25 protein-coding genes are annotated in these 24,393 nt (G+C 46.1%); 8 read left to right on the forward strand and 17 right to left on the reverse strand.

Features of this window, described 5'->3' with window-relative positions; translation table 11 throughout:
- Nucleotides 1–76: 76 nt before the first annotated feature.
- The 11 genes from NBZ79_RS08710 to NBZ79_RS08760 all read right to left on the reverse strand — a co-directional run bounded on the left by NBZ79_RS08710 (nucleotide 77) and on the right by NBZ79_RS08760 (nucleotide 8,748).
- Nucleotides 77–745 (reverse strand): DNA-3-methyladenine glycosylase I, encoded by a 669-nt coding sequence (locus tag NBZ79_RS08710; RefSeq protein ID WP_251937547.1) that lies wholly within the window; start codon nucleotides 743–745, stop codon nucleotides 77–79.
- A gap of 48 nt (nucleotides 746–793) precedes the next feature.
- Complete coding sequence (locus NBZ79_RS08715; protein WP_251937549.1) at nucleotides 794–3,058, reverse strand: xanthine dehydrogenase family protein molybdopterin-binding subunit; 2,265 nt, start codon at nucleotides 3,056–3,058, stop codon at nucleotides 794–796.
- A gap of 1 nt (nucleotide 3,059) precedes the next feature.
- Entirely contained in the window at nucleotides 3,060–3,518 is a 459-nt protein-coding gene (locus NBZ79_RS08720) for a (2Fe-2S)-binding protein (RefSeq protein WP_251937550.1), read from the reverse strand.
- 104 nt (nucleotides 3,519–3,622) lie between these two features.
- Entirely contained in the window at nucleotides 3,623–5,428 is a 1,806-nt protein-coding gene (gene recQ / locus NBZ79_RS08725) for a DNA helicase RecQ (RefSeq protein WP_251937552.1), read from the reverse strand.
- Between the two features lie 208 nt (nucleotides 5,429–5,636).
- Nucleotides 5,637–5,966, reverse strand: coding sequence for a RebB family R body protein (locus NBZ79_RS08730; RefSeq protein WP_251937554.1), 330 nt, complete (start codon nucleotides 5,964–5,966; stop codon nucleotides 5,637–5,639).
- Nucleotides 5,967–6,033: 67 nt separating this feature from the next.
- Nucleotides 6,034–6,402: a RebB family R body protein gene (locus NBZ79_RS08735; RefSeq protein ID WP_251937557.1), complete on the reverse strand. Its 369-nt coding sequence runs from the start codon at nucleotides 6,400–6,402 to the stop codon at nucleotides 6,034–6,036.
- A gap of 111 nt (nucleotides 6,403–6,513) precedes the next feature.
- A complete protein-coding gene (locus tag NBZ79_RS08740) occupies nucleotides 6,514–6,870 on the reverse strand; it encodes a RebB family R body protein (protein WP_251937559.1) in 357 nt (118 codons plus the stop codon).
- A 38-nt stretch (nucleotides 6,871–6,908) separates the two neighbouring features.
- Nucleotides 6,909–7,229 (reverse strand): RebB family R body protein, encoded by a 321-nt coding sequence (locus NBZ79_RS08745; RefSeq protein ID WP_251937561.1) that lies wholly within the window; start codon nucleotides 7,227–7,229, stop codon nucleotides 6,909–6,911.
- A gap of 37 nt (nucleotides 7,230–7,266) precedes the next feature.
- Nucleotides 7,267–7,623: a RebB family R body protein gene (locus NBZ79_RS08750; protein ID WP_251937563.1), complete on the reverse strand. Its 357-nt coding sequence runs from the start codon at nucleotides 7,621–7,623 to the stop codon at nucleotides 7,267–7,269.
- Nucleotides 7,624–7,826: 203 nt separating this feature from the next.
- Nucleotides 7,827–8,285, reverse strand: coding sequence for a RebB family R body protein (locus tag NBZ79_RS08755; protein WP_251937565.1), 459 nt, complete (start codon nucleotides 8,283–8,285; stop codon nucleotides 7,827–7,829).
- A 46-nt stretch (nucleotides 8,286–8,331) separates the two neighbouring features.
- On the reverse strand, nucleotides 8,332–8,748 hold the full coding sequence (locus NBZ79_RS08760) for a RebB family R body protein (RefSeq protein WP_251937567.1): 417 nt from the start codon (nucleotides 8,746–8,748) through the stop codon (nucleotides 8,332–8,334).
- A 279-nt stretch (nucleotides 8,749–9,027) separates the two neighbouring features.
- Between NBZ79_RS08760 and NBZ79_RS08765 the strand changes: the two genes are divergently transcribed.
- Both NBZ79_RS08765 and NBZ79_RS08770 read left to right on the forward strand, forming a co-directional pair.
- The gene (locus NBZ79_RS08765) at nucleotides 9,028–9,732 is read left to right on the forward strand and encodes an RNA polymerase sigma factor (RefSeq protein ID WP_251937569.1); all 705 of its coding nucleotides are present in this window, start codon (nucleotides 9,028–9,030) and stop codon (nucleotides 9,730–9,732) included.
- 166 nt (nucleotides 9,733–9,898) lie between these two features.
- Nucleotides 9,899–10,849 (forward strand): dimethyl sulfoxide reductase anchor subunit family protein, encoded by a 951-nt coding sequence (locus tag NBZ79_RS08770; RefSeq protein ID WP_251937571.1) that lies wholly within the window; start codon nucleotides 9,899–9,901, stop codon nucleotides 10,847–10,849.
- A gap of 47 nt (nucleotides 10,850–10,896) precedes the next feature.
- Here NBZ79_RS08770 and NBZ79_RS08775 read toward each other — a convergent pair whose 3' ends face one another.
- Nucleotides 10,897–12,276 carry a DEAD/DEAH box helicase gene (locus tag NBZ79_RS08775; RefSeq protein WP_251937573.1) on the reverse strand — a complete coding sequence of 460 codons (1,380 nt, stop codon included), beginning with the start codon at nucleotides 12,274–12,276 and terminating at the stop codon, nucleotides 10,897–10,899.
- Between the two features lie 450 nt (nucleotides 12,277–12,726).
- On the opposite strand from NBZ79_RS08775, the gene NBZ79_RS08780 reads away from it, so the two are divergent.
- Nucleotides 12,727–13,536 carry a mechanosensitive ion channel family protein gene (locus tag NBZ79_RS08780; protein ID WP_251937575.1) on the forward strand — a complete coding sequence of 270 codons (810 nt, stop codon included), beginning with the start codon at nucleotides 12,727–12,729 and terminating at the stop codon, nucleotides 13,534–13,536.
- A gap of 46 nt (nucleotides 13,537–13,582) precedes the next feature.
- Here the strand turns inward: NBZ79_RS08780 and NBZ79_RS08785 are convergent, their stop codons facing one another.
- The 4 genes from NBZ79_RS08785 to NBZ79_RS08800 form a co-directional block, all read right to left on the reverse strand.
- Nucleotides 13,583–14,023 carry a potassium channel family protein gene (locus NBZ79_RS08785; protein WP_251937576.1) on the reverse strand — a complete coding sequence of 147 codons (441 nt, stop codon included), beginning with the start codon at nucleotides 14,021–14,023 and terminating at the stop codon, nucleotides 13,583–13,585.
- Between the two features lie 38 nt (nucleotides 14,024–14,061).
- Complete coding sequence (locus NBZ79_RS08790) at nucleotides 14,062–15,648, reverse strand: GMC family oxidoreductase (protein WP_251937578.1); 1,587 nt, start codon at nucleotides 15,646–15,648, stop codon at nucleotides 14,062–14,064.
- A gap of 83 nt (nucleotides 15,649–15,731) precedes the next feature.
- The gene (locus tag NBZ79_RS08795; protein ID WP_251937581.1) at nucleotides 15,732–16,565 is read right to left on the reverse strand and encodes an NAD(P)-dependent oxidoreductase; all 834 of its coding nucleotides are present in this window, start codon (nucleotides 16,563–16,565) and stop codon (nucleotides 15,732–15,734) included.
- Between the two features lie 16 nt (nucleotides 16,566–16,581).
- Nucleotides 16,582–17,370 (reverse strand): AraC family transcriptional regulator, encoded by a 789-nt coding sequence (locus NBZ79_RS08800; RefSeq protein ID WP_251937584.1) that lies wholly within the window; start codon nucleotides 17,368–17,370, stop codon nucleotides 16,582–16,584.
- A 195-nt stretch (nucleotides 17,371–17,565) separates the two neighbouring features.
- Here NBZ79_RS08800 and NBZ79_RS08805 point away from each other — a divergent pair, with 195 nt between their 5' ends.
- The 3 genes from NBZ79_RS08805 (at nucleotide 17,566) to NBZ79_RS08815 (ending at nucleotide 21,385) form a co-directional block, all read left to right on the forward strand.
- Nucleotides 17,566–19,593, forward strand: a complete 2,028-nt coding sequence (locus tag NBZ79_RS08805) for a molybdopterin-containing oxidoreductase family protein (protein WP_251937587.1) — start codon at nucleotides 17,566–17,568, stop codon at nucleotides 19,591–19,593.
- A gap of 19 nt (nucleotides 19,594–19,612) precedes the next feature.
- Nucleotides 19,613–20,050 carry a GFA family protein gene (locus NBZ79_RS08810; RefSeq protein ID WP_251937590.1) on the forward strand — a complete coding sequence of 146 codons (438 nt, stop codon included), beginning with the start codon at nucleotides 19,613–19,615 and terminating at the stop codon, nucleotides 20,048–20,050.
- Between the two features lie 63 nt (nucleotides 20,051–20,113).
- Nucleotides 20,114–21,385, forward strand: coding sequence for a glycerate kinase type-2 family protein (locus tag NBZ79_RS08815; RefSeq protein WP_251937593.1), 1,272 nt, complete (start codon nucleotides 20,114–20,116; stop codon nucleotides 21,383–21,385).
- 15 nt (nucleotides 21,386–21,400) lie between these two features.
- Here NBZ79_RS08815 and NBZ79_RS08820 read toward each other — a convergent pair whose 3' ends face one another.
- On the reverse strand, nucleotides 21,401–21,976 hold the full coding sequence (locus NBZ79_RS08820) for a helix-turn-helix domain-containing protein (RefSeq protein WP_251937596.1): 576 nt from the start codon (nucleotides 21,974–21,976) through the stop codon (nucleotides 21,401–21,403).
- An 89-nt stretch (nucleotides 21,977–22,065) separates the two neighbouring features.
- Between NBZ79_RS08820 and tdh the strand changes: the two genes are divergently transcribed.
- Nucleotides 22,066–23,124 carry an L-threonine 3-dehydrogenase gene (gene tdh / locus NBZ79_RS08825; RefSeq protein ID WP_251937598.1) on the forward strand — a complete coding sequence of 353 codons (1,059 nt, stop codon included), beginning with the start codon at nucleotides 22,066–22,068 and terminating at the stop codon, nucleotides 23,122–23,124.
- Complete coding sequence (locus NBZ79_RS08830) at nucleotides 23,121–24,299, forward strand: glycine C-acetyltransferase (RefSeq protein WP_251937601.1); 1,179 nt, start codon at nucleotides 23,121–23,123, stop codon at nucleotides 24,297–24,299. The genes tdh and NBZ79_RS08830 overlap by 4 nt, the downstream gene beginning before the upstream one ends.
- Nucleotides 24,300–24,393: the final 94 nt, after the last annotated feature.

The following is a 24,393-nucleotide window of genomic DNA, read 5'->3' on the forward strand; positions in this document are numbered from 1 at the left end:
AGGAACCTTCTATTTTTTTAAATTGTTATTATTCTATCTATGAACTCATTTTCATGGCTATTCAAGGGGAATGATTTCACCCATTCCAGATCGCTAAAGTTCTACTAAGCTGCGCGTAACTTTTCCCGGTCTCTTCATGCCATGTGTTGAATGCTGCTTGTACTTTGGCACGGTCCCGTTTCGCCGTTATCTTGCCCGCGGCAATATCAAGTTTGTTCAAAGCTTGAATAACATCAGGTGTCAGCATAAAACTGTCCTTACCCATCATTCTCAAGAAATATGGTCCAGAGTTGCCCCCCAATTGCGTAAATCTTTTCTTGAGATCCTCCCATAAGCCGACGCAATCCGCTTCCGGCCAATCTGCCAGATAATTTCCAAAGGATCCGTACTCTTTTTCCAACTCCAGCATTGCCAAAGCATTGTGATGCGTTGCCCGGATTTTACCCAAATGGCGGATAATACGTGTATCCGTCATTAAACGACCAATATCGTCTTCCGAAAAAAAAGCGATCTTGCTGGGTTCAAAGCCAAGAAAAACCTCTTCGAAGGCAGGCCATTTGTTGCGGACCATTTTTTGGTTTAGACCAGCAGAAAATACGCGGAACGTCATGGTTGAGAAAAAATCGACGGTGTCGATTTGGCGAATTTTCTCATTGGGTAATATTTCCGGCATTCTGACCGCCAGATCCTTTGCGCTACCGCTGTTTAATTCAGCTTGCTTTTGTATTTCCGCGAATGAAATCATAAGGCCTCACGTTATTTCAATTGGCATGCGGATCTATCGTAATTTCCTTTACGCGGAATAGCCAGATTTGGTTATAGGCAATTCACGGATCCGATCGCCGGTCGCCGCAAAAATAGCGTTTGTCACAGCCGGTGCTATAGGAGGTGTTCCCGGTTCCCCGACGCCGCCAAGCCGTCGTCCGCTTGGGGCGAGAACAGTTTCAATAACGGGTGAGTTTGCAAGCCTGACCATATCGTAGTCAGGGAAATTCTCGTTCACAACCTGGCCATTTTCGATCGTAATTTCGCCAAATAACGTGGCAGAAAGGCCGAAAATAATCCCGCCTTCCATTTGAGCAATGACCGTATCGGGGTTAACAACTGTCCCGCAATCAATCACGCAAAACACCTTGTCTACAGTCACAGTTTTATCCTCACTTACTGATACTTCAGCCACTTGAGCAACAATGGAGCCGAAACTTTCATGAAGTGCGATCCCGCGACCTTTGCCGGCGGGCAGAGGGGAGGACCAGTTACTGATTTCCTTGGCTTTTTGCAATATAGTTGCAAAATCCCGGTGCTCTCCTAAATGAGCCAACCGAAACTCAACCGGGTCTTGATTTGCGGCAAACGCAGCCTCATCCATAAAGCTTTCCGTAAAGAAGCCATTATAAGAATGACCGACACTTCGCCAAAATCCAACAGGAATTGGAAACTTCACCGGCACATGATCAACAAGCCGGTTTGAAAATTCATAAGGGATATCCGCAGCACCTTCAGATGTCGTATTATCCGGGGCATCCATTGTAGCCCATGGGATAAGTCTCGCAGTAAAGGAACCCGAAACGGATTGGCTTACAATTCTGTTCTTCCAGGCTTCAATTTTGCCATCCGCACCCAAAGACGCTTGAAATTCTGACACGGCAGCTGGTCGGTACATATCGTGCTGCATATCGTTTTCGCGTGTCCAAACGAGCTTTATCGGCCGGTTTTTCAGCGACTTCGCAATTGTAACAGCCATCAAGACAAGATCGATCTCCGCGCGCCGTCCGAAACCACCTCCGAGCAGGGTGGTATGAACTTTGACATTTTCTGCGGGCACATCGGCAATTTTTTCTGCAAACCATTTAATCAGAGTAGGGGCCTGATTAGGCATCCAGACTTCTACACCTGTCTCTGTCACTTTCGCTGTACAATTCATTGGTTCCAGACAAGCATGAGCAAGATACGGTACCGTATAACTGGCTGTCACCTTGTTGGGTGCTGATGAAAGTACTGAAGGCGCATCCCCAACTTCGGCGTATATGCGCGCATCGTCACTGCTCAAATTATCTGTCAGTGTCTTGATAACCTGATCAGAGGACGTTGAGGCGGCTTCGCCGCTGTCAAAAGTGGCAGATATTTTTTCAACTGCTGTTTTAGCGCGCCAGAAACTATCCGCGACAACAGCAACGCCGGTTTCAAAAGGGACCACTTTCAACACCCCTGGCATTTCCAGGACCGTCTTTTCGTCGTGAGAGGATAGTTTTCCGCCAAAAACAGGGCTCAGCTTTACAGCGGCAAAGGCCATATCTGGCAGGGCGATATCAATACCGAAAACAGCTTTACCGGTCACTTTTTCCGGAATATCCAGTCGATTTTTGGATTTTCCGATGATTTCAAAATCATCTGGTTTTTTAAGGGTATCTGACAGGGGAACTGTTTCTGATGCAGCTTTGACAACAAAGTCACCAAAATTGCCGCTCTGATTAGTTTTTAAGTGACTAATAACACCCTTTTCAACAGTGCATTCATCCGGGGAAACGTTCCATGTCCTGGCTGCCGCCATAACCAGCATGCTCCGGGCGGTTGCGCCGGCTTGCCGCATAGGACCCCAGGCATCGCGCACACTTGTGCTGCCACCAGTTACTTGGACACCAAGCAGTCCAGCTACTTTTGCCATGCCAGTGGCGCCGATTGTATCTTCGCCGTCGTGAAATTTATCGGAAAATGGCAAGGCATCCTGCAGAATGCTGACATTGGCATAAACGTCATCAATGGGAGCTTGCTCAACTTTTATGGTCTCGAAGTCGGCGTCGAGCTCCTCGGCAACAAGCATTGCAAGAGCCGTGTAAATCCCTTGACCCATTTCAGATCGAGGAATTGCAACTGTCACAACACCTTTGCTGTCAATCTTGATCCAGGCATTTAAGGCGATTTCACCTTCTGATGTTGAGGCAGAAAGGGCCGCATTGTCTGGTTTATCTGATTTAAATCCGTACCCGATAGCGAGGCCGCCGCCAACTAATGCTCCCGCAACGAGGAATTTACGGCGTGTTAGACCAAATTTCGCCATTTTACTGTCCCCCTTGCTTTTTGGCTGCATTATGGATTGCTTTTCTAATCCTTGGGTATGTTCCGCAACGACAAATATTATCTATTGCATTATCTATTTCATCATCTGAAGGAGCAGGGTTCTCCTTTAGAAAAGCCGAAACCGCCATAATCATCCCAGATTGACAATAACCACATTGCGGGACCTGCTCGTCAATCCATGCTTGCTGGACGGCCGTTAAATTTTCTTCGGCCAACCCTTCAATGGTCGTAATATTTGATCCCGCAACATCTTCAATCGTAATTGAGCAGGATCGAACCGGTTCGTCATCAATATGGACGGTGCAAGCGCCGCAAGCCGAAACACCGCATCCAAATTTTGTGCCGGTTAATTGGAGGGTGTCTCGCAAAACCCATAGCAAGGGAGTATCTGGTTCCACATCCACGTTAATTGCTTTGCTGTTTACAGATATTTCAAACATATAAAGAGAGCCTTTCAATTGGGTCAAAGCATTCTACGCAAAACATGCATCTTGTGCATGTGACGATTTACTATTGTTCTAGATAATACGACTAAAGAGCAATATTAAGGGGAAGTTTCGCCAATCGCCTGTAAAAATTGATTTCCGTATTTGTTTTTCTTACTGGCGCCGACGCCTGATAGTTCCCCAAAAGCAGACAATGTTCTGGGTTTGAACTGGGCCATTTCAAGTAATGTTTTATCGTGAAATATAACATATGGCGGCACATTTTGCTCTTTCGCCAATGTAAGGCGGACGGTTTTAAGAAGTGTGAAAAGAGCTTCTTCTTCCTTTGATGCAAAAACCCGTCGAGATTTGGCAGTCCGTGCTTTTCCTTTTTTAGGAATAGTCAACTTCTTGAGCTGAAGAGGTTTCTCGCCTTTTAAAATGGGCCTGCAGGATTCGTGAAGGGATAAACCTCCATATCCTTCCATATCAATATTTAACATTCCCAGGGCGAGCAATTGCCTGAAAATAGATTGCCAGTCAGCGCGGCTCCAGGCCTTGCCGAGACCATATGTTTTTAGGGTGTCGTGGCCAAATTTCGCAATTTTATCGGTTTCGGATCCCAACAAAATATCCGTGACATGGCCGGCACCAAACATTTCACCTGTGCGGTATATACAGGAAAAAGCCATTTGCGCTGCTTCAGTTGCATCGAATTGGGACGGAGGTGTCAGGCAGTTATCGCAATTCCCGCAGCTGGAAGGCGCATCTTCACCAAAATACTTCAAAAGCAAATGGCGCCGACAAAGTGCGCTTTCACAAAATTGTAAAAGTGAATCCAATTTTCGATGATCTAGGTTCTGCTGCTGTTGGCTTTTATCAGGATTTTGCATAAGAGCTTTTAATTTTGCGACATCTTGCAATCCATAGGCGAGCCAAGCGTCCGCGGGAAGCCCATCCCGGCCGGCCCGACCGGTTTCCTGATAATAAGATTCCATGTTTTTGGGAAGATCCAGATGCGCCACGAAGCGGACGTCCGGTTTATCAATCCCCATTCCGAAAGCGATTGTCGCAACAATAATAACGGCGTCTTCTTTCAAAAACCGCGATTGCGTTTCTTTACGAATATCGGCGGAAAGGCCAGCATGATACGGTAAAGCAATACGGCCCGATTGAGCTATCTTAGTTGCAACTTGTTCGACTTTTTTGCGGGACATACAATAAACAATACCGGCATTTTCCGAATGCTCGCTGTCGATAAATGATTGCAGCTGTGCCGTTCCCCCTGATTTACTTGTAAGACGGTAACAGATATTTGGGCGATCGAATCCGGCCCGAAAAATCTTCCCATATTGTAATCCCAGCCGCTCAATAATATCCTTTTCTGTAGGAGTATCCGCCGTTGCGGTTAGCGCCAATCTTGGTACATTTCCAAATTTTTCCGCTAAAATACTCAGCTTCAAATATTCAGGGCGAAAATCATGGCCCCATTGCGAGACGCAGTGCGCTTCATCAATGGCAAAAAGAGAAACGTTGCATTTAGCCAGCAGGTTTATAAATCCCACAGCGAATAATCTCTCCGGAGCAATATATAAGAGTTTTAGCTCACCCTTTAGTAACGCCGTCTTGACGGTGTCCTGGTCCTCACGTGGATGGGATGAATTCAGGGCCGCCGCTGCGATGCCCAGCTGTTGAAGTGCCTCAACCTGATTTTGCATTAAAGCGATAAGAGGAGAGATGACAACCGCGACGCCATCCATACAAAGGGCCGGAATTTGGTAACAAAGTGATTTGCCACCTCCAGTAGGCATCAAAACCAATGCGTCTCGCTTAGCCAGGACATGATCAATTACCTTGTCTTGCTGGCCTCGAAATGCGGGGTACCCAAATGTATTTGTAAGAGCGTCTAACGGTTTAAGCGACATGAAACAAGTTATAAAGATATACCTATTTCAAGCAACAGGAGAAATAGATATCAGTTCAGTTTATTGCCTCTAAAAGAATAAGGTACATGGTTCTTGTTGTTTAGAGACTGAATCTCATTAAGCAGCATCAACGTAATCTCCTTCTGAATTCAATTTTATGTTTCGTGATATTGAACGCCCTCGATGGGAGATGGTAATCCAGAAATATCTATTTTTTTCCGATTTCGTTTACGACGGCTTGCAATGCAGCGAGGTTTTCTGGAATGGCACTTCCTGAGATAAGGTCTTGTGAAGCCTGAGCTGCAGCAGCAGGATCAGTTAAAAGCAGTTGTTTTGACGCGGCAATTGTTATTGCGTTGTGAATGGAGAAACTATGTTGCTGCTGAGCAATCACATTTTGCAATGCAAGTCCAATACTATGGGCCATTTGCTGGTATAAAATTCCCATGGCCTCGGCTGGTGCATCTCCAAGAACGCTCAAGTTTACTTGAGCAATCGAGCCGGTAATCTGGCTGTTCACATATGACTCCGATGTCATTCTCTGTCTCCTTTACTTGATCTGCAAATCAACTATCTGATTGAGGGAAATCTTTTGTAAGAAAGTACTAATTGTCCATATGTTTATTCATGTGATTGGGCGACTGGACCGGCTGCTGAAAATCATATTGACCGTATGTCCTTTGATCATAGAAAGCAGGAGATTCTAGTCGGCGAGAGGAGAGATTGGCAGTTTGAGACAATATGGATTGTAGATTCTGTGTTAGAGAAGCTAATCCGAGGCTGTACATATGCTGTTGATTAGAAACAGAGTTTTGCATCGAAGTCCCGATTGACTGCGCAGTGGTTTGATACAGTGTCCCGATTGCCTGGGCAGGTGCGAGCCCAAGGTTTATGGTATTTGCCTGCGTAATGGCGTCAGTAACTTGACTATTGACCGACTTTATTGATGCAGGTCCCTTTTGTTTTTCTGTCATGTATATTTCCTGTGAATTGCTGGAGCCGGAATTCTGAACATTACGTACCCTGTTAAAAGGAGGACGTAATGTTCAAAACTGTGTCGGAAATATTATTCCTCCGATGTCAATCTACGCTGTGTTATATCTTGGGGTAGTGTCGGGCTTTTCGAATCCCGACAAGACACCCTTCAACGCCGTAATTGTTTCAGCAACCGGATTTCCACTTAAAATCTCTTGAGTAGCCTTGCCTTCTGCCGCTACATCCAGTGTATACAGGAGTGTCACTGCCCCTGTAACAACCGCAGAATCTATTGTATTCTTATGTTGTTGATTGGAGACCATATTCTGCATGGACATACCAGTGGACTGCGCCATCATTTGATAGAGCATGCCCATAGATTCCGCCGGTGCATCACCTAGAACCTTTACGTTAGTTTGCGAAATTGCGTCCGTGATTTGATCATTTACCCAGGTCTTGTCTGCCATTATTAGGCTCCTTTATCTGTAAAGTGATGGGGTTTAGATTAGAATGATTTAGCGGCACCTTTTAGGGCGACTAATGCTTCAGCAACCGGATTGCCACCTAGCATTTCCGACGTAGATTTTGAATCTGCCGCCATGGACATGGCGTACAATACATTTGTTCCCTGCGTGGTGACTGCCAGATCAATACTATTTGCACCTTGTTGGTTGGAAACAGCGTTCTGCATACCAGCTCCAACAACTTGAGCTAACACTTGATATGAATTTGCCATTGCGATTGACGGGGCGTCACCAATCAAGCTGACATTTGTTTGAGTAATTGCATCGGTGATCATTGCATTCATTGGTGTGGGTTCTGCCATGATATTATCTCCTCGTATAATAATTTATGTCTATGGATTAATCGGTATCTGACTTCTGTGATGATTGCGCTTTTTTCAATTCAAGAATGATAGCCCTGAGCGCGGAGACTATTTCTGCATTTGCATTTCCGGATAAGATTTCCTGGGATGCTTTTACTTCCGATACTGAATCAATGCTGTACAGCATTGCGATGCCCTGACTGACAATCGCATTATCTATCGTATTCATGCTGTGTTGATTTGCGACAGCGTTCTGCATGGAAACACCAACTGCTTGGGCCATCATCTGATAGGCTGTCGCCATCGACTGTGCCGGTGCCCCGCCTAATACGGTCAGGTTCGATTGAGTTACGGCGTCGGTAATCTTGTTATTGACTGGCGTGTCATTTGCCATCGTCAGGTCCCTTTTCTCAATTACTATTCCAGCTAAAAAGCTTTATCCTCTTTCAATGAGGACAAGACGACTGATTTTGAGAAACTGTGACGTGAAAGTAAGAATTTCTTGCCAGGCATGCAAAAACTCTCGGCAATTTCTGGCCGAGGACTGAATGTTTTGAATTAGGGGTGGGTGTATTTCTAGCACATAAAAGGCATTCCTTATCCACCCATTTGCTTGACGATCTTATCCATTGCTACTGCAGTTGCCGCCACGGCATCTGCCGTAATGCCGGCAATTTCCTGGCTGGTTTGTGCGGCCAATGCTGTGCCGCCGGCACTTGTGACGGCGTTAAGGCTGGTAACGGCAGCCTGAGTTTGCGCGTTTAATGCCTGAGTTATTGCCGCTGTTTGAGCATTGTAGGACTCACCTATCGTCGCCTTTTGAGCACTGATCGCTACAGCCTCAGCATTCTTTAGTGCAACCAGAGCGGCCGCGCCGGAACTATTGACACTGTTTAATAAATTTGAATTGATTGTCGCATTTTCCAGTGATAATCCCGAAGAATGTGCGGCAAACTGGTAAAGCAAATTCATTGCGAAAGAAGCGGAATCCCGTATCTCTGCATTTGGTGAAGTGCTGTCGGTCGAAGTTTCAGCTGAATCTGGGGTAGGGGTCATTAGGTGTCCTGGAGAATAGAGTGTTGCAGATTACAGGTTTCAAAATTTATCTCGTCGCGCCTTTAGTTTCGGTCGCTGGCGAGGACTTTGTTTCCCTGTCTTTATCCGGCAGATTTGTTGATTGCTTTGCCACCTCTTCTGTCGATGGCTTTTCGCTAGATTCCGGAGTGTTTCCTGCCAGTGACAAAAGGCTTTTGAGATAGCTAACTCTCTCTTCAAGCGTAAGCTTTTCAACTTGATCTGCTGAGTTAGTGCGTAAAATCCCGCTCACACTTGCCGCTGCTGCCGCCATGCCAATAATGTTTAAGTGCTGTTGATTAGATACAGCATTCTGTGTCGCCATTCCTGCAGATTGAGCCAAATTTAGATACATTGTCGACATGGATTTGGAAGCAGAGCTTCCAAGCACTATTTCATTAATAGATAATATTGATTCAATAATTTGATCATCTTTTTGCGTCATTTCAAATATTCCTAAGCATTAAAAATTTTAATTATTTTATTTAAATGGGATTGTGTTAATAAAAATCAATATATTATTAATCTATTATTCTTTTTTATTTTTATTATTTTCTTCTATGTAATTTTTCATGCTACCGAGCAGTGAATACACACGTATTAGATTTATAAAAATAATTATATCCTCTTTAAAATAGAAATTTCAAAACCAAATACTGTCTAGGCGGCGGGCAAATTTAAGGCCACGCGTCTATCTCTTGGTCCAAATTTAAAGGGGGGAAATGTGGAACTAAACGGCCGATTACTGCAAGTAGATGAGAGTGCTACAAAAGCTATCCTGGCAGGAAAATCGAAAAACTCTCTGCTAATTAAAGAATGTGATGCACAGCCGGCATCTAATGGTGTGGAAAATGCACCTGTAAAAGTTGATCCGGTTCTTTCAGAAAGCTCCCGTTGTAAACAGGAAGATTTTTGGCGAGCCTGGAATAGCCATAGAGAATACCTAAAACGGCTAAGCATGATCTGGATGAATGTGAGTGCGGCGGACGCAGAAGACGCGTTTAGCGAGGCAACTATTCGAGCGTACGAAAAATACGAGTTTCATGCCAGCCAAATTAGCAATGAACGAGCATGGTTTGCGAGATTACTGCACAATATTTGTATTGATAAGCATCGCTCAAACAAGCGGCTCAAAACATTATGTGAACGCGTCAGGGAAATAAATACGGTTGATTTTTCCATTTTTGAATCAACGAATTTATCCCCGGAAGGATCGTTACTCAACGAAGAATTGAGTGGATTGCTTCTCACAGCAATTAGGGAATTACCAGACCGTTTACAAAAACCGGTAATTTTGCGGTTGGTGCAAGGTGAGGATTACGATGACATCGCAAAAGTTTTGGAGATTACGAATGACAACGCACGGAAAAGAGTACAGCAAGGTCGAAGCGCTTTACGCAGAAAACTCCTTCATATTTGGTCCGGGTAACTCGATTCTCGTCTACAGCTTAAATATAGCGTGAGTTTTTCGTTGAAGGGACTAAAAGGGAGGGCGAAATATTTTCTGCAAGCTTAGGCTATTAGTCTGGAGCGGATAACGCTAAGCTTTAAAGCTAGTTTAGCGATCTTGTTACTTCTTGGGAATATTTAGGCAAATGCATCCGGCAAAATCTGTAATATTTTTTACGACTTCCTCTGGCGCCGGTTATGGGCTGCTATTTGCGCTCATTCTGGGGAATATACTAAGTGCTCTGCCAACATATCCATATTTTCTTTTGTCAGCTTATGCTGTCTCGTTTGTCCTGATTGGATGTGGTCTGTTGTCATCTACATTCCATCTCGGACATCCTGAAAGAGCCTGGAGGGCGTTAAGTCAATGGCGGTCTTCGTGGTTAAGCCGAGAAGGTGTCCTTGCGGTGCTGACCTTTGTGCCAGCAGGTATTTATGCTTCATACCTTATTTTCTTTTCGGAGGAATATTTTCTTTCCATTGAAATTATTGGGGTTATCGCCGTAGTTTGCTGTGTTTCTACTGTTTATTGTACCGCTATGATATATGCGAGCCTAAAAACGGTCCATGCTTGGTCGAATTGGCGGGTGCCCGCCGGATATTTATTGTTGTCCTTAACGACCGGATGCGTGATTTTGAGCGCTTTAATGTTTTTTTGGGGCTATCAGGCTAGTTTCATAAGCGTTTTCGCCGTTGCCTTATTGCTTATTTCAGCGGCCTGGAAGCACTCTTATTGGCAATTTTTAGATAGATCTAAAAGTGCGTCTTCTCCTGAATCAGCAACAGGACTTGGCGAATTCGGTAAAGTTCGGCAGTTCGAAGTGCCTCACACGGAAGCAAATTATCTAAATAAGGAAATGGGATTTGTCGTCGCTCGAAAACATTCCGTTCGGCTTCGGCAAATAGTATTTGTCTGTGCTTTTTTTGTTCCGGCCATATTGTTGATGTTAACTTTAATGCTGGGAGCAATTGGCGCCGGATTTGCTGCCGGCATATCGATAGTTTCGCTGGCCATGGGAATATTGGTCGAACGATGGTTGTTTTTTGCAGAAGCAAAACATACGGTCAATTTGTACTACGGAGCGCATGAAGCATAGAAAAGGCCAGCTAGAGGCTGGCCTTTTCCTGTTATTGTCGAATTTTACTAGCTGGCGCGCTTAAATTTCTGCCGTTTAGCATTTGAACGTTTAAAATTCGGATTTGCATTCTTGTTTTCGGACTTATCAGACTTAAATCCCGGCTTGCCTTTATTTTTACTGACGGTTTTCTTTGGGCGTTTGCGGAATGGTTTGACTTCTGCTGAAGTTTTCTTTTCACCCGGCTTGCGGGATGGGCGTCCTGACCGTCCTGGACGATGCTTTTTCTTTTCCTGAACTGACGCCGGCGCGGGGAAGGGATGGTCGTCATCTACGCGTACCTTTTGCTTGATAATTTGTTCAACATTGCGAAGAAGATTGCGTTCACGAGGTTCGCAAATTGAAATCGCAGTACCTGTCGCGCCAGCACGACCGGTTCGGCCAACACGATGGATATAATTCTCCGGTTCCATGGGTAAATCGTAATTGATGACATGGGTGATCCCGTTGACATCAATACCGCGTGCCGCGACATCCGTCGCGACCAGCACGGAAAATTTTCCATTTTTGAAGGAGCGGAGCGTTCTCTCACGGGCTCTTTGGTGAAGGTCTCCATGGATCGCAGCGGTTTTTATGTCCTCGACTTCATTCTCGATTTCTTCCGCCAGAATGTCAGCTGTCGCTTTTGTTCTAACAAACACAAGGACGCGTTCTTTGTCGCCTTTTGCGAGAAGATGCATCAAGAGGTCTTTTTTGTCTGGCTGCCGTACCATGAGAACCGAATGATCGATTGTAGAGGCGACAGCAGTCTGGCGCTTGGCTTCGACATATTTTGGGTTCTTCAGGAGTTTCTGTGACAGTTTCTTGATAGCAGGGCTCATTGTTGCGGAGAACATAACTGTCTGATGTTCTTCGGGAAGTTTATCGACAATCAAATTAACATCATCGATAAAACCCATATCAAGCATGCGATCGGCTTCATCCAAAATCAAAGTCTGAACCATATCGAGCTGAACAGTGCCGCGTTTCATATGGTCCATAAGACGGCCGGGTGTGGCCACTAGGACATCAACGCCACGAGATAGTTGCTGCAGCTGCGGACCATATGGTGCGCCACCATAAACAACCGTATGAAACAATTTCATGCCTCGGGTGAAAACGCGAATACATAAGCCGATTTGACTGGCAAGTTCACGCGTTGGAGCGAGAATGATCGCTGTTGGCTTGCCCGATTTTGGGCGAACCCGCTCATGTTGTAAGCGTTGCAATAGGGGAAGTACAAATGCGGCTGTTTTACCGCCACCAGTTTCCGCAACACCCATCAGGTCACCGCCTTCAAGCAGTTCTGGTATGGCGGCGGACTGAATAGCCGTCGGGGCGTCAAAGCCCTGTTTTTCGATCGCACGCAAAAGCGGCCCAACAAGGTTGAGCTCTGTAAATTCGGTCATAAATACTGTGTCCTCAGGTAGCCACATCAAAGGGATTGCTCTATGGTGCAAAGCAATCGTAAAGTCCAAGAAAGGTGAGGAACCGTCTCTCCTCGACCTGGCTCGGATTATCCTTTGGAAAATCTGACCGTCACCAGCAACAATTGCTGGGGAAATACCGTTCAAAACCTGACAATTGGTTGCAACAAAAAAGTATATTTGTTGGCACCAAATACAGCGGATTAGCGCTGTTACCCGCCATATGATCTGTTCGTGTCAGAATGTCAAGCAGTAATGCGGTGCAGAACACTGCGTTTGATGATTTACTACTTTTTAAATTTTGACTATTTGCGTATGTTGTGGCCAAGTAATTGTTGGCGATGAGTAAAGTATATTTCATCGGTTATCGTATTTTATAACTAATTGAGTGTAAGTTACCAATATAACATTGGAATGACTTAGGGGGTGCAAATGGAAGAAGTAATAGACGAAGTCGTATTGATCATAACCCAGTATGGATTGGACGTGATAGGTGCGATCATCATCCTGCTGGTTGGCTATATATTGTCAAAAAGGATACCCTTGTCGCTCATCAAAATGATGAACAAAAAAGGATTTGATCCAACCGTAAGCAATTTCCTGGGAAGCTTGACACGGTTCACGGTCCTTGCGATGACCATTATCTTTGTCTTGTCTCAGTTTGGTGTTCAGACAGCCAGTCTTGTTGCCATTTTTGGTGCGGCTGGTCTGGCGATTGGCTTGGCATTACAGGGTACCCTCAGCAATGTGGCGGGTGGCGTTATGTTATTGATCTTCCGGCCGATGAAAGTTGGAGATTTTGTCGAAACGGCAGGATATGCCGGAACGATTAAGACCATTGGTTTATTCACGACGGAAATGGCGACGCCGGACAATATTCAGATTATTATTCCGAATGGATCCGTGTGGGGGAGTGCGGTCAGCAACTACAGTTTTCATTCAACAAGACGCATGGATCTGGTTATTGGCATTGCTTATGAAGATGATATTGACAAGGCGCAAGCTGTCATCGAGAAAGTCATTCTTGCAGACGAAAAGTCCCATAAAGACCCTGCACCCGTCATAGAAGTTGCTGAGCTTGCGGATAGTTCTGTTAATTTCACTGTACGTGTCTGGTGCAACAATGGGGACTATTTCCCACTTAAATTTGCGCTGACAAAAGCCATTAAACAGACCTTTGACAAAGAAGGCATTAGCATTCCGTATCCACAATCAGTCGTACATCGCGTTACGGGCGACTAAGCAGACCAAAACCGTTCCAAACATACAGGTTTGGAACGGTTCAAGACTAGTTCTTATACTGGTCAATTCCCCATTTCTTCCAGAAAAATGTCCGGACATTGACCAGAAAAGCTGTACTCCAACCAAAGAGAATGATGCCGCTTACAGCTTGCAATGAAGACGTTATTTGCCAATCTGGACTGAGGGTTATGTCACCATATCCAAGGGTCGTATATGTAACAGTGGAAAAATATATTCCATTGGCGAAATTTGAAACATCGCCTGTTACCCAATAGAATATTGCCCATACCCAGGCTTCAATGGTATGAGCACCAAACAAGCCCAATACGACGATAATCATAATAATTATATGGCCATAAGTTGGTAATCTACGGTCCCACTTCGGTCCGACAATTTTAAGTCGTCGCATCAGTAGCTCAAGACAAACAGCGTGAATGACAACACATGCGATAATTAAGCCGGTACCGACCGTCAGCTGCAGAAACATAAGATTCACTCCTCTGATATCCGCGTCGCCAGTTTTATTTACGCGGTATCAGCTTTTATCATGTCCGCGCCTTTTTCAGCTATCATTATTGTCGGGGCATTTGTGTTCCCGCCGATAAGTGTCGGCATGACTGAAGCGTCGGCAATGCGGAGCCCGTCCATACCATGCACTTTAAGTTCGGGGTTAACGACCGCTAGTGGATCAGATCCCATTTTACAGGTGCCAACCGGGTGATAGACGGTATCGGCCCTGCTGCGAATGGCATTTTGAATTTCCGTATCGGAGTTCATATCAACCGCGTAGAGGGGCTTGCCGCGATAATTGTCAAAAGCCGGAGCTTCAAGAATTTTTTGCATCATTTTTACGCCTTTTACCAACGTATCCATGTCATCAGGTTCGGAAAGAAAATTAGGATCGATGAGCGGATCAGCTAATGGATCTTTACTTTCCAAGCCAACATACCCGCGGCTTTTAGGTCGAAGGACACAAACGTGACAGCTAAAGCCGTGGCCCAGATGCGTTTTTCTCGCATGATCATCAAGAGGGCCGACGACAAAATGAAGCTGAATATCAGGGCGGGTAAGATCCGGTTCGGTTCGTAAAAATGCACCGCGCTCCGCCATGGGTGTGCTGATAATACCTGACCTGTCGCGGCGCCATTGAAAAATACCTTTGATCAGGTCAATGCCACCACCGAGTGAGATGCCCATTGTGTCACGAGAGGATGATTTATAAGCAGATACATAGTCAATATGATCCTGAAGGTTCTGTCCAACACCAGGAAGGTCATGCACAATTTCGATACCCTGTTTGGCCAATTCCGCTGCGGGGCCTACACCAGATAGCAGGAGCAGCTGTGGAGTAGCGAACGCTCCGCCGCATAGTATGATCTCACGTCTTGTTGAAATTTCATGAGCTTTACCGTCTTTCATATAAGTCAGGCCGGTCGCTTTTTTACCTTCAAACAGTAATTTGGTTGCTTGAGCGCCCGTGATAACATGCAAATTAGGACGGGATAAGTTGGGAGTTAAATACCCCTTTGCTGCACTCCATCGTTCGCCATTTTTCTGGGTAACCTGATAACTCCCGACACCTTCTTGATTGAGGCCATTGAAATCATTGTTTGAGGGATATTGTACCTGCATAGCGGCATCGAGGAAGACATCACTGATCGGCATGGCAGAGCGGATATCAGCGACATTCAATGGCCCGCCTGTTCCATGCAGGTCGTCGGATCCCCGTTCATTATTTTCTGCTTTTTTGAAATAGGGGAGGACATCTTCAAATGACCATCCTGTATTGCCGAGTGCAGCCCAGTCATCATAATCGGATTTATGTCCGCGAACATATAACATGGCATTTATGGAGCTGGATCCGCCTATCGTTTTTCCGCGCGGTTGGTATCCTTTGCGATTATTTAAATGGGGTTGTGGGGCTGTTTGAAACCCCCAATTATAGAATTTTCGAGGGAGAATGGCAGCGACACCTATTGGTGCATGTATGAGGATACTATTGTCCGGTTTACCGGCCTCTAGTAAACAAACATTTATGTTTGGGTCTTCGGTGAGCCTGCTTGCAATGACAGATCCGCCTGAACCACTCCCGACCACAATATAATCGTACATCCACCTTCCCCAACTTGGCTATTCTACCTGTGTATATTGTTGAAAATTATGGACTAAAAGCGCCAAAGTGAGGAGAACTTTTTTTACCTTTCCTCAATCGGAGGCAATAATCTGAGCTCTTCAATAACATTGCGTGCAAAGGAATTTATTCTAAGCTCAGGATGACCCTGCGTCGCATCAAGGAGCGACTTCACATCTTTCTCTAAAATCCCGATTGTATTGTCCGGTGTGTATCCTTCATTGGCCCAGGAGATTTTCTCTATATTGTCCCCAAACCATGTGCTTCCGGAACTGGTTTTAGCAACATTGAGGAGAGTTTGCGTTGAAAAATCGAGGCTTTTTGCAGCTTCCATCACTTCCCGGACTGTAACAACAGAAACGGCAGCCAACATATTGTTTAAGACTTTACAAGTCGTTCCTGCGCCAACTGGTCCAAGATGATTTATTTCGGATCCCATGGCTTTCAGGACAGGCATTAGGCCCGGTATGATGTTTTCATCTCCGCCCACCATGAACGTCAGAGATCCCTCTATTGCCCTATAAGGCGCGCCTGACATTGGGGCGTCAATGAGATGCGTCGTCGCGGGAATCCTATTCTTTAGATCAATCACCATATTTGGGGAAATGGTGGAGCTGATAACAAGAATATCCGGACCTTCATTATCGCTAAACAGACCATCTGTGCCGAAACAGAGATCTTGCGTCTGTTGCCAGTCTCGAACTACGGAGATGATAATGGAGCAATGCGACGCAAGTTCATTAGCGGATTTACACATTCGATTTTCGATGCCTGGAAACTCGTGCTTGGGTCTAATATCATAACCTCGGACATCAAATCCATTTTTTACGAGGTTTATTGCCATGGGAAATCCCATTTCACCGCAGCCAGCGACACCAATTTTTAAAGGTTCAGGCATGCACTATTTACTCCTATCAGGAATTATTTTGAGAGAAATATCGAGAAGGGGTCGTTCCCAGCGCTGTTTTAAACATAGCGATAAATGCACTGACACTGTCATACCCTAAATCAAGCGCGACATTTGTTACCGGCTGACCTTCGGTTAAGAGACTTATTGCAGCAAGCAATCGTCTTTGTTGACGCCATTTTCCGAATGTCAAACCAGTTTCTTTTTTGAACAATCTGGCCAATGTGCGTTCGCTGGCACCACTGAATTTTGCAAATTCTTCCAAAGAATTAGTGTTTGCTGGATTTGACAGGAGGATTTCCGCTATCCGGAGCAATCGGGTATCTGTCGGCATGGGGAGATGTAACGGGGCATCTTCGGCTTCTTCGATCTGGTCAAGTATGACAGCCATTATCCGGCTGTCTGCCGTATTGGAATTGTAATTTTTGGGGATATCGACGGCCCTGAATATTAGGGCTTTTAACAGGGGACTCACTTTTATGACTCTGCATTGGCTTGTTAATCTTTTTGAATATGCTGCGGCAATGTGAATACTTCTAAATTTGAGCAGGGCGTTGGTCTGGACGCTGTGGGATATATCTGGTGGAATCCAGACAGCCCGCTCTTGAGGGACCATCCAACGGCCATCTTCGGTTGAAACGGTCATGACGCCCACTGATGCATAGGCAAGTTGACCCCATTTATGGCGGTGCGGTGCGACGTTATCTCCAGCTTCCATATCAAAAGCCCGCAAAGTTATGGGGCGCTCAAGAAAGTCGTCAGCCTTATATTCTGCCGGTGCGATTGTTTTTGCCATAAAAACCAATATTTTCCCTAATTCTGGTCTTGCAATATAGCTCAAAAATCTTACAGACGTCATCAATCGAATTTTGGAGTTTTGAAATGGAGATTGGTACCTTCTTTTATAGTGAATTGGTTCTTTTTTATCGACCAATGTAAGGACATAATAAAATCGAAGAATTTTGTTTTGAAGAGTGACGAGGAACTTATTATGTCTCTTGAACTTCCAAGTGTATGTCCGCTGGATTGTCCCGATACTTGTAGTCTCACCGTAACGGTGGATGAAGGTAAAGTTGAGAAAGTCCGTGGGTCGACAGCAAACCCGATAACAGGTGGTGTCGTGTGTAACAAGGTCGCGCGATATTATCCCGAATTTGTTCATGGTGAAAATCGTCTGACTACACCGTTAAAAAGGGTTGGAAAAAAGGGCGCCGGCGAGTTTGTGGCAATTTCCTGGGACGAAGCACTTGATACTGTGCATGAAAATTTCTCTAGAATAATTGAAGAGCATGGTCCTCAAGCAATTATGCCGTTCAATTATTCCGGTCCGCATGGGTTGTTGGCCGGCGGCTCAATGGACCTTCGGTTTTTTTACAGACTTGGTGCGTCCCTATTGCATCGGAGGTCGTTATGCGGCGGTATTAAATCGGAAGCCTATAAGGGAACTTTCGGCGACAGCGCCTCCATGCAGCCGGAGCAGGCTGCAAAAGCAAAATTGATTGTGGTTTGGGGAAACAATGTCACCTATTCCAATCTCCATTTGGCGCCAATTATAAAAGTTGCAAAGGCAAATGGTGCGAAATTGGTGGTTATTGATCCAAAGCGTATCAAGATTGCAGAGCAGGCTGACATGCATCTTGCGGTGCGACCTGGCATGGATCTGATCCTCGCCTGGGCTATAGCGATGGAATTGGAGCGCATTGGCGGCTTCGATCAGAGTTTTATTGACCAGCATGTGCAAGGCGCCAGCGAGTTTATGCAAGAAGCACGCGCATACAGTATTGAGGAATCCTCAGACCTCTGTGGAATTTCCGTTGAGGATATACGTGCTTTTGCAAAACTCTACAAAGACAGTAATCCTGCGGCACTTTCCGTTGGAAACGGCCTTGAACGGAACAAGAATGGCGGAAACGGTATTCGGGCCATTTTTGCGTTGCCGTCCCTATGCGGCAAATTCGGGGTTGCTGGCGGGGGATTAATTGGCGGTTCCGGTAACCTGTTTCCGAAAACCCTTGGAAAATTACAGAGACCTGACCTGGTGCCAGAGGGTACAAGAACGTTGAATATTCTGGATATCGGACAGCATTTAGTCGAAGAGGATCTCGATATTCCTTTGAAGGGATTGTTTATCTACAACCATAACCCTGTCATTGTGTGCCCAGATCAAAATCTCCTGAAGAAGGGTCTTGAACGCGAGGATGTATTTATCGTCGGCTGCGAAGTTGCGATGACGGATAGTATGAAATATGCGGATATCGTGCTTCCTGCTTGTACCCATTTTGAACATGAGGATATTTTCTGTGCTTATGGACAGCCTTATGTTCAACGGGCGGAGGCGGTAATCGATCCAGTAGGGCAAGCACTTCCTAATACGGAGATTTTTCGTCGGCTCGCTGCAAAATTCGGTTTTAACGAAGAAATTTTCAAAGCTACGGATAAAGAATTGATCGACGATGCACTGGATTCATCTGATCCGCGATTAATGGGATATAAACCGAGTGAAATTCCACTCGGAACAGCACTTTCCATGGAATCCATGCAGGGTGAAACAGTTATGTTTGACAATGTAATCCCGTCAACGCCGAGCGGAAAAATTGAGTTGAAATCAACCTATCTCGCAGAAACCTTCAACCAGGATATTCCGACTTATACTAAGTTGGAAGATAGTTTCCCTTTGTATTTGGTCACACCTTCGTCAAGTAAGATGATCACCTCAACATTTGGGGGTGTGAAAGCCAATGACGACACGCCTTTATTGGAAATGCATCCGGAAGATGCGCGGTCCCGTGGATTGGCGGACGGCGCTCAGGTTCGGGTTTATAATGATCTTGGAACGGTTTTTCTACCGTTGAAAGTCACTGAAAATGTCCGTCCGGGTGTGTTATACTCGCCGAAAGGGTCGTGGTTCAGGACGACACCAAATGATCAAACCGTATCTGCATTGGCGCCGACAACCAAAGCGGATTTGTCAGAAGGGGCTTGCTTCAATGACTGTAAAGTTGAGGTAGTGGCTGTTTAACAAGCAGAAGGGAATATATATGGAAGACGAGAAAAAATCTTTGCGCGCCACAGGCGGTTGTTTATGCGCAAAGATACGCTTCGAGATATATCAACCTCTGCGGCAAATCTCGATATGTCATTGCAAACAATGCCGACAATCCGCTGGATATTTAGCGGGCTTTACGGTTTGTGACCCTGAAAACCTCGTTTTTTTACAAGACGAAGGTTTGAAATGGTACGAATCTTCTGAACACGCCAAGCGTGGCTTCTGCGATAACTGCGGTTCCAGTATATTCTGGACAGAGATAAAAGGTGGAAATATGGGTATTGCCGCCGGTTCGCTTGACGAGCCCACAGGGCTTACTTCGGGCATTCATATTTTCACCGAATTCGCAGGTGATTATTATGAAATCAAGGATGGCTTGCCACAACGCAAAGCCGATCGACATGCGGACGATTTATTGAGCAGTTCCTAAATAATTGCTGGTCAATTCGTATAAGCATAGGATAAAAATCTCTAAATCTAGAAAGAGGCAGAGATGCAACAACCCGAAGAATTTCTCAAATCTCTATTCGACGTTGCAGTAGCTGCCGCTGATCCAATGGCCTGCCTGCCCGCACATTTACCAAATCCGCCAAAGGGACGAACGATTGTCATTGGGGCCGGGAAGGCGGCTGCCTCCATGGCGAAAGCCGTTGAGGATAATTGGCAGGGACCACTGACAGGTCTTGTGGTTACAAGATATGCTCATGGATTGCCTCTAAAAAACATTAAGGTCGTCGAGGCCGGGCACCCGATGCCAGATATTGAAGGCGCCAAGGCTGCGGATGAAATTTTGGAATTACTGACGGACCTTAGCGAGGATGACCTTGTTTTGTGCCTTGTTTCCGGTGGCGGGTCTTCTTTGTTGGCGAAACCTGGTGGCACCATATCATTGGCTGAAAAGAAACAGGTGACCCGTGAGCTGTTGGCTTGCGGTGCAAATATCACTGAAATGAATATTCTTCGTAAACATCTTTCTGCAATCAAGGGAGGGCGACTTGCCCTCGCCACGGCTCCTGCACAACTCATGACATATATGATTTCAGATGTTCCAGGGGATGATCCGGCAATTATCGCGTCCGGACCGACTGTTCCGGATGTTTCGACATCTGCGGATGCATTGGCTGTTTTGTCCAAATACAAGATTTCGGCTCCGCAATCCGTATTATCGTTTTTGGGTTCTGCTAACTCATCCACACCAGGACCAGGTCATCCAGCCTTTAAGAACAGCAAAACCATAATGATCACCACGCCTCAGGTGTCACTCCAAGCTGCTGCAGAGGCAGCAAAAGCGCATGGAATTACACCGGTTATTCTAGGCGATAGTATTGAAGGAGAGGCCCGGGATGTCGCGCAGGTATTTGCTTCTATTGTCAGGCAAACAGCAGACCATGATCAACCAGCAGCAAAACCCTGTGTATTGCTGTCGGGCGGCGAAACGACGGTAACGGTACGGGAAAGCGATGGAAAACCCGGCCGGGGCGGGCGCAATTGCGAGTTTCTTTTAAGTTTGCTTGTCTCTCTCGATCCCATGCCGGATGCATATGCATTAGCGTGCGATACCGACGGTATCGATGGCACGGAAGATAATGCCGGTGCTATGGTGACCCCGACCTCTTTGGAGAGAGCCGCGTCGAATTCACTGGATGCTAGGGAGTATTTGGCACGGCATGACTCATATACATTTTTTGAGACACTTGGTGATTTAATAAAGACAGGTCCGACCCGAACCAATGTGAATGACTTTCGCGCAATACTTATTATCTAATTGGATCTTCTTTAATTAGATCTGCTTTCCCATAAGCACGACAAGTAAAGCCCGGGCGGTTTGATCTGTCGGATTGCGGATGGCGTGAGGTTGATCCGCTGCATATCGCGCGGTTTCTCCCTCCAGGACACGATCTTTTTCGCCGCCCGCAGTAATCTCAAGCTCTCCGCCTAGCACTGTCAGATGTTCCGTAGTTCTTGCCGTATGGGCACCTGACGTCAATTGTCCGCCGGGTTTAAGGGTGATTTCATACCATTCCATATCATTGACCAAGCTTGCCGGGCCCAGAACTCTCAGGCTGTACTGTTCATTGGCATCATTCAGAACAGGGACGGAGGAATTATTGATGACAGTGAGACTATGTTGATCCTCGGATCCTTTGATGAGGTCATCAATGGATTCCCCAAGCGCCTCAGCCAAACGCCAGACAATTGCCAGTGTCGGATTTGTTTCGTTTCTTTCTATTTGCGACAGCATCGACTTTGAAACACCACAAACAGCGGCGAGCTGATCGAGCGTGAGCTGTTTTTCCTTACGCAGGCGATTAATATTCTGCCCGACGGCCGGGGGAGTATTTTTTTGATCTGACATTGTTTTCCTATTGACAGGAATTAAATCCAATATAATGTACAAATACAGTATAACGGATTTTTTTCCAACGTCTAGAAAATAGGTGCGCTATGTTTACAATTGCTAAAACCGAAGCCACGCGCGGTATCTGGTCTGCAAACCGGAATTTCCCTGAAGGTCCGGGCCGTGGCATGGTTATGGTGGATGTGATTGCAGCGGGAATATGCGGTACGGATTACCACATATATAACTGGGATAGCTGGTCATCTGGCCGGATAAAAACACCGATGACAATTGGCCACGAATTTGTTGGTGTCATTAGTGCCCTGGGTGAAGGTGTGTCGGGTTACCGTTTGGGGGAGCGCGTGTCTGCTGAATGCCATATCGCCTGCGGTGAATGTCATTTTTGCCGGACAGGGAACGCGCATATATGTGAAAATACCTGTATTATTGGCGTTGATCGACCCGGGGCTTTTGCCCAACAAGTAGAAATTCCCGCTTCTAACCTTTGGCGTGTTCCAGATGCAATACCGGATCGCCATGCCGCGGTATATGATCCTGTCGGAAATGCAATGCACATGGTTGTGACAGCAAAAGTCACAGCCCGGGATGTCTTGATTGTCGGTGGCGGCCCAATTGGATTATTTGCGGCGGCAATTGCAAAGGCTCATGGCGCGCGAACCGTCATCGTACAGGAACCGAACCAATCGCGTGCTGCTATTGCCCAAAGCCTGGATATAGATCTTGTTGTCAATCCCCGAGCGCCCGAATGTGATGCTCAAATTCTGGAAGTTACCAACGGGCATGGTCCTGACGTTGTTCTTGAAGTCAGCGGTAACGGCGCGGCATTAAACGCTGCCCTCAACCTTGCGGCTCCGGGAGCCATAGTCGCGCTCCTAGGTATTCCCGGAGGGCCGGTCGAGCTTGATCTTGGAGGAAAAGTGGTCATGAAAGGTATTAGTCTTCTGGGTGTAACCGGCCGGCGTATGTATGAAACATGGTATCAGGTGGAAGCCTTTATGCTTAAAAATCCTGATTTGTTGGACAAGGTGATTACGCATATAATTCCGGCCACAGATTTTCAATACGGATTTGACCTGATGGATGAGGGAGCTTGCGGTAAAGTTGTCCTGGATTTTCAGCAGGTTGAAAAAAGGTTATCGGCATGAATTCGACATTAATTGATCGGCTGGGTTTAGAGCTGGCCGCTGCAGATGAGGCAGGTACTTACAAAAAGCTGAAATCAATTGAAAGCCCGATCGGAGCGCGCATAAAACTTCATGATAAGGGGGAGGTAACTCTCCTTTCGTCAAACGACTATTTGGGATTTGCCAATCACCCAGAGATTATTGAAGCTGCGAAAGAAGCGCTGGATGCCTACGGTGCCAGTACAGCCTCAGTTCGCTTCATATGCGGGACACAGGATATTCATCAAAAGCTTGAACATGAACTTGCCCTGTTTCATGGAACGGAAGCGGCATTGACTTACTCTTCGTGCTGGGCGGCAAACACCGGCCTGTTTTCTGCCATAACCGGACCGGGCGATGTTATTTTGTCTGATGAGTTGAACCATGCAAGCCTTATTGATGGCATTCGAATGACCGGCAAAGGTGTCATACGCACCGTATACAAGCACAGCGATATGGATGACCTGGAAAAGAAACTGCTAGATCATAAAGATGCCCCTTCAAGAATGATTGTAACAGATGGGGTGTTTTCGATGGAGGGAGACATTGCATCACTCGATCAAATCGTTGCCCTTGCAAAGAAATATGACGCCCTCATTGTGCTGGATGATTCACATGGCCTTGGTGTTATGGGTAAAACAGGATTGGGCACGGCGGAACATTTCGGCGTGATGGATCAGATTGACATATTTACCGGTACACTTGGCAAGGCACTCGCTGCAGGTACGGGTGGATTCGTGGCTGGCCCGAAAGTCGTGACCGAAACTCTTATCCAAAAATCCCGGCCACATTTATTTTCCAATGCGTTGCCTGCAAGTGTTGCGGCAGGGGGGCGAAAATCTTTGCAGTTGCTGAAGCAGAACCCGGAACGCGTCGCCGGATTGCAAATGAAAGCAGCCGCATTTCGGAGGCGACTTAATGAGCTCGGTCTTAATCCGCTTTCAGGAGATAGCGCTGTTGTGCCAGTCATTGTTGGCGAGACGGCAACGGCAATCCATCTGGCGTCGAAACTTCTAGAGCAGGGCATTTTCGTTACTGGTTTTGGTTTTCCTGTCGTACCCGAAGGCGAAGCGCGGCTGAGGTTCCAGATTTCAGCAGCACATACAGAGGCGCAATTGGAAGAAGCTGCATCACTGTTGAAAGAACTCCTGAATTAACAGGGCTCAATCGCATAATTATGTAAATATCTTGATGACGAGCTTGTTTTATTCAATGTCGCCCCTTAAACAGGCTCAAGATTTCTGGCAGGCT

This window comes from Sneathiella marina (genome assembly GCF_023746535.1).
In the GTDB taxonomy this organism is placed as follows: Bacteria; Pseudomonadota; Alphaproteobacteria; order Sneathiellales; family Sneathiellaceae; genus Sneathiella; species Sneathiella marina.

Bases quoted from the DNA above. Each gene is read 5' to 3' on its own strand.
- NBZ79_RS08785 (WP_251937576.1), bottom strand. From the start codon at position 14,023: ATGTTTCTGCAGCTGACGGTCGGTACCGGCTTAATTATCGCATGTGTT.
- NBZ79_RS08775 (WP_251937573.1), bottom strand. From the start codon at position 12,276: ATGACCGAATTTACAGAGCTCAACCTTGTTGGGCCGCTTTTGCGTGCG.
- NBZ79_RS08780 (WP_251937575.1), top strand. From the start codon at position 12,727: ATGGAAGAAGTAATAGACGAAGTCGTATTGATCATAACCCAGTATGGA.
- NBZ79_RS08800 (WP_251937584.1), bottom strand. From the start codon at position 17,370: ATGGCAAAAACAATCGCACCGGCAGAATATAAGGCTGACGACTTTCTT.
- NBZ79_RS08790 (WP_251937578.1), bottom strand. From the start codon at position 15,648: ATGTACGATTATATTGTGGTCGGGAGTGGTTCAGGCGGATCTGTCATT.
- NBZ79_RS08715 (WP_251937549.1), bottom strand. From the start codon at position 3,058: ATGGCGAAATTTGGTCTAACACGCCGTAAATTCCTCGTTGCGGGAGCA.
- NBZ79_RS08720 (WP_251937550.1), bottom strand. From the start codon at position 3,518: ATGTTTGAAATATCTGTAAACAGCAAAGCAATTAACGTGGATGTGGAA.
- NBZ79_RS08745 (WP_251937561.1), bottom strand. From the start codon at position 7,229: ATGGCAGAACCCACACCAATGAATGCAATGATCACCGATGCAATTACT.
- NBZ79_RS08755 (WP_251937565.1), bottom strand. From the start codon at position 8,285: ATGACCCCTACCCCAGATTCAGCTGAAACTTCGACCGACAGCACTTCA.
- NBZ79_RS08805 (WP_251937587.1), top strand. From the start codon at position 17,566: ATGTCTCTTGAACTTCCAAGTGTATGTCCGCTGGATTGTCCCGATACT.
- NBZ79_RS08770 (WP_251937571.1), top strand. From the start codon at position 9,899: ATGCATCCGGCAAAATCTGTAATATTTTTTACGACTTCCTCTGGCGCC.
- NBZ79_RS08730 (WP_251937554.1), bottom strand. From the start codon at position 5,966: ATGACATCGGAGTCATATGTGAACAGCCAGATTACCGGCTCGATTGCT.
- NBZ79_RS08830 (WP_251937601.1), top strand. From the start codon at position 23,121: ATGAATTCGACATTAATTGATCGGCTGGGTTTAGAGCTGGCCGCTGCA.
- NBZ79_RS08750 (WP_251937563.1), bottom strand. From the start codon at position 7,623: ATGGCAAATGACACGCCAGTCAATAACAAGATTACCGACGCCGTAACT.
- tdh (WP_251937598.1), top strand. From the start codon at position 22,066: ATGTTTACAATTGCTAAAACCGAAGCCACGCGCGGTATCTGGTCTGCA.
- NBZ79_RS08740 (WP_251937559.1), bottom strand. From the start codon at position 6,870: ATGGCAGACAAGACCTGGGTAAATGATCAAATCACGGACGCAATTTCG.
- NBZ79_RS08710 (WP_251937547.1), bottom strand. From the start codon at position 745: ATGATTTCATTCGCGGAAATACAAAAGCAAGCTGAATTAAACAGCGGT.
- NBZ79_RS08735 (WP_251937557.1), bottom strand. From the start codon at position 6,402: ATGACAGAAAAACAAAAGGGACCTGCATCAATAAAGTCGGTCAATAGT.
- NBZ79_RS08810 (WP_251937590.1), top strand. From the start codon at position 19,613: ATGGAAGACGAGAAAAAATCTTTGCGCGCCACAGGCGGTTGTTTATGC.
- NBZ79_RS08820 (WP_251937596.1), bottom strand. From the start codon at position 21,976: ATGTCAGATCAAAAAAATACTCCCCCGGCCGTCGGGCAGAATATTAAT.
- NBZ79_RS08795 (WP_251937581.1), bottom strand. From the start codon at position 16,565: ATGCCTGAACCTTTAAAAATTGGTGTCGCTGGCTGCGGTGAAATGGGA.
- NBZ79_RS08815 (WP_251937593.1), top strand. From the start codon at position 20,114: ATGCAACAACCCGAAGAATTTCTCAAATCTCTATTCGACGTTGCAGTA.
- recQ (WP_251937552.1), bottom strand. From the start codon at position 5,428: ATGTCGCTTAAACCGTTAGACGCTCTTACAAATACATTTGGGTACCCC.
- NBZ79_RS08760 (WP_251937567.1), bottom strand. From the start codon at position 8,748: ATGACGCAAAAAGATGATCAAATTATTGAATCAATATTATCTATTAAT.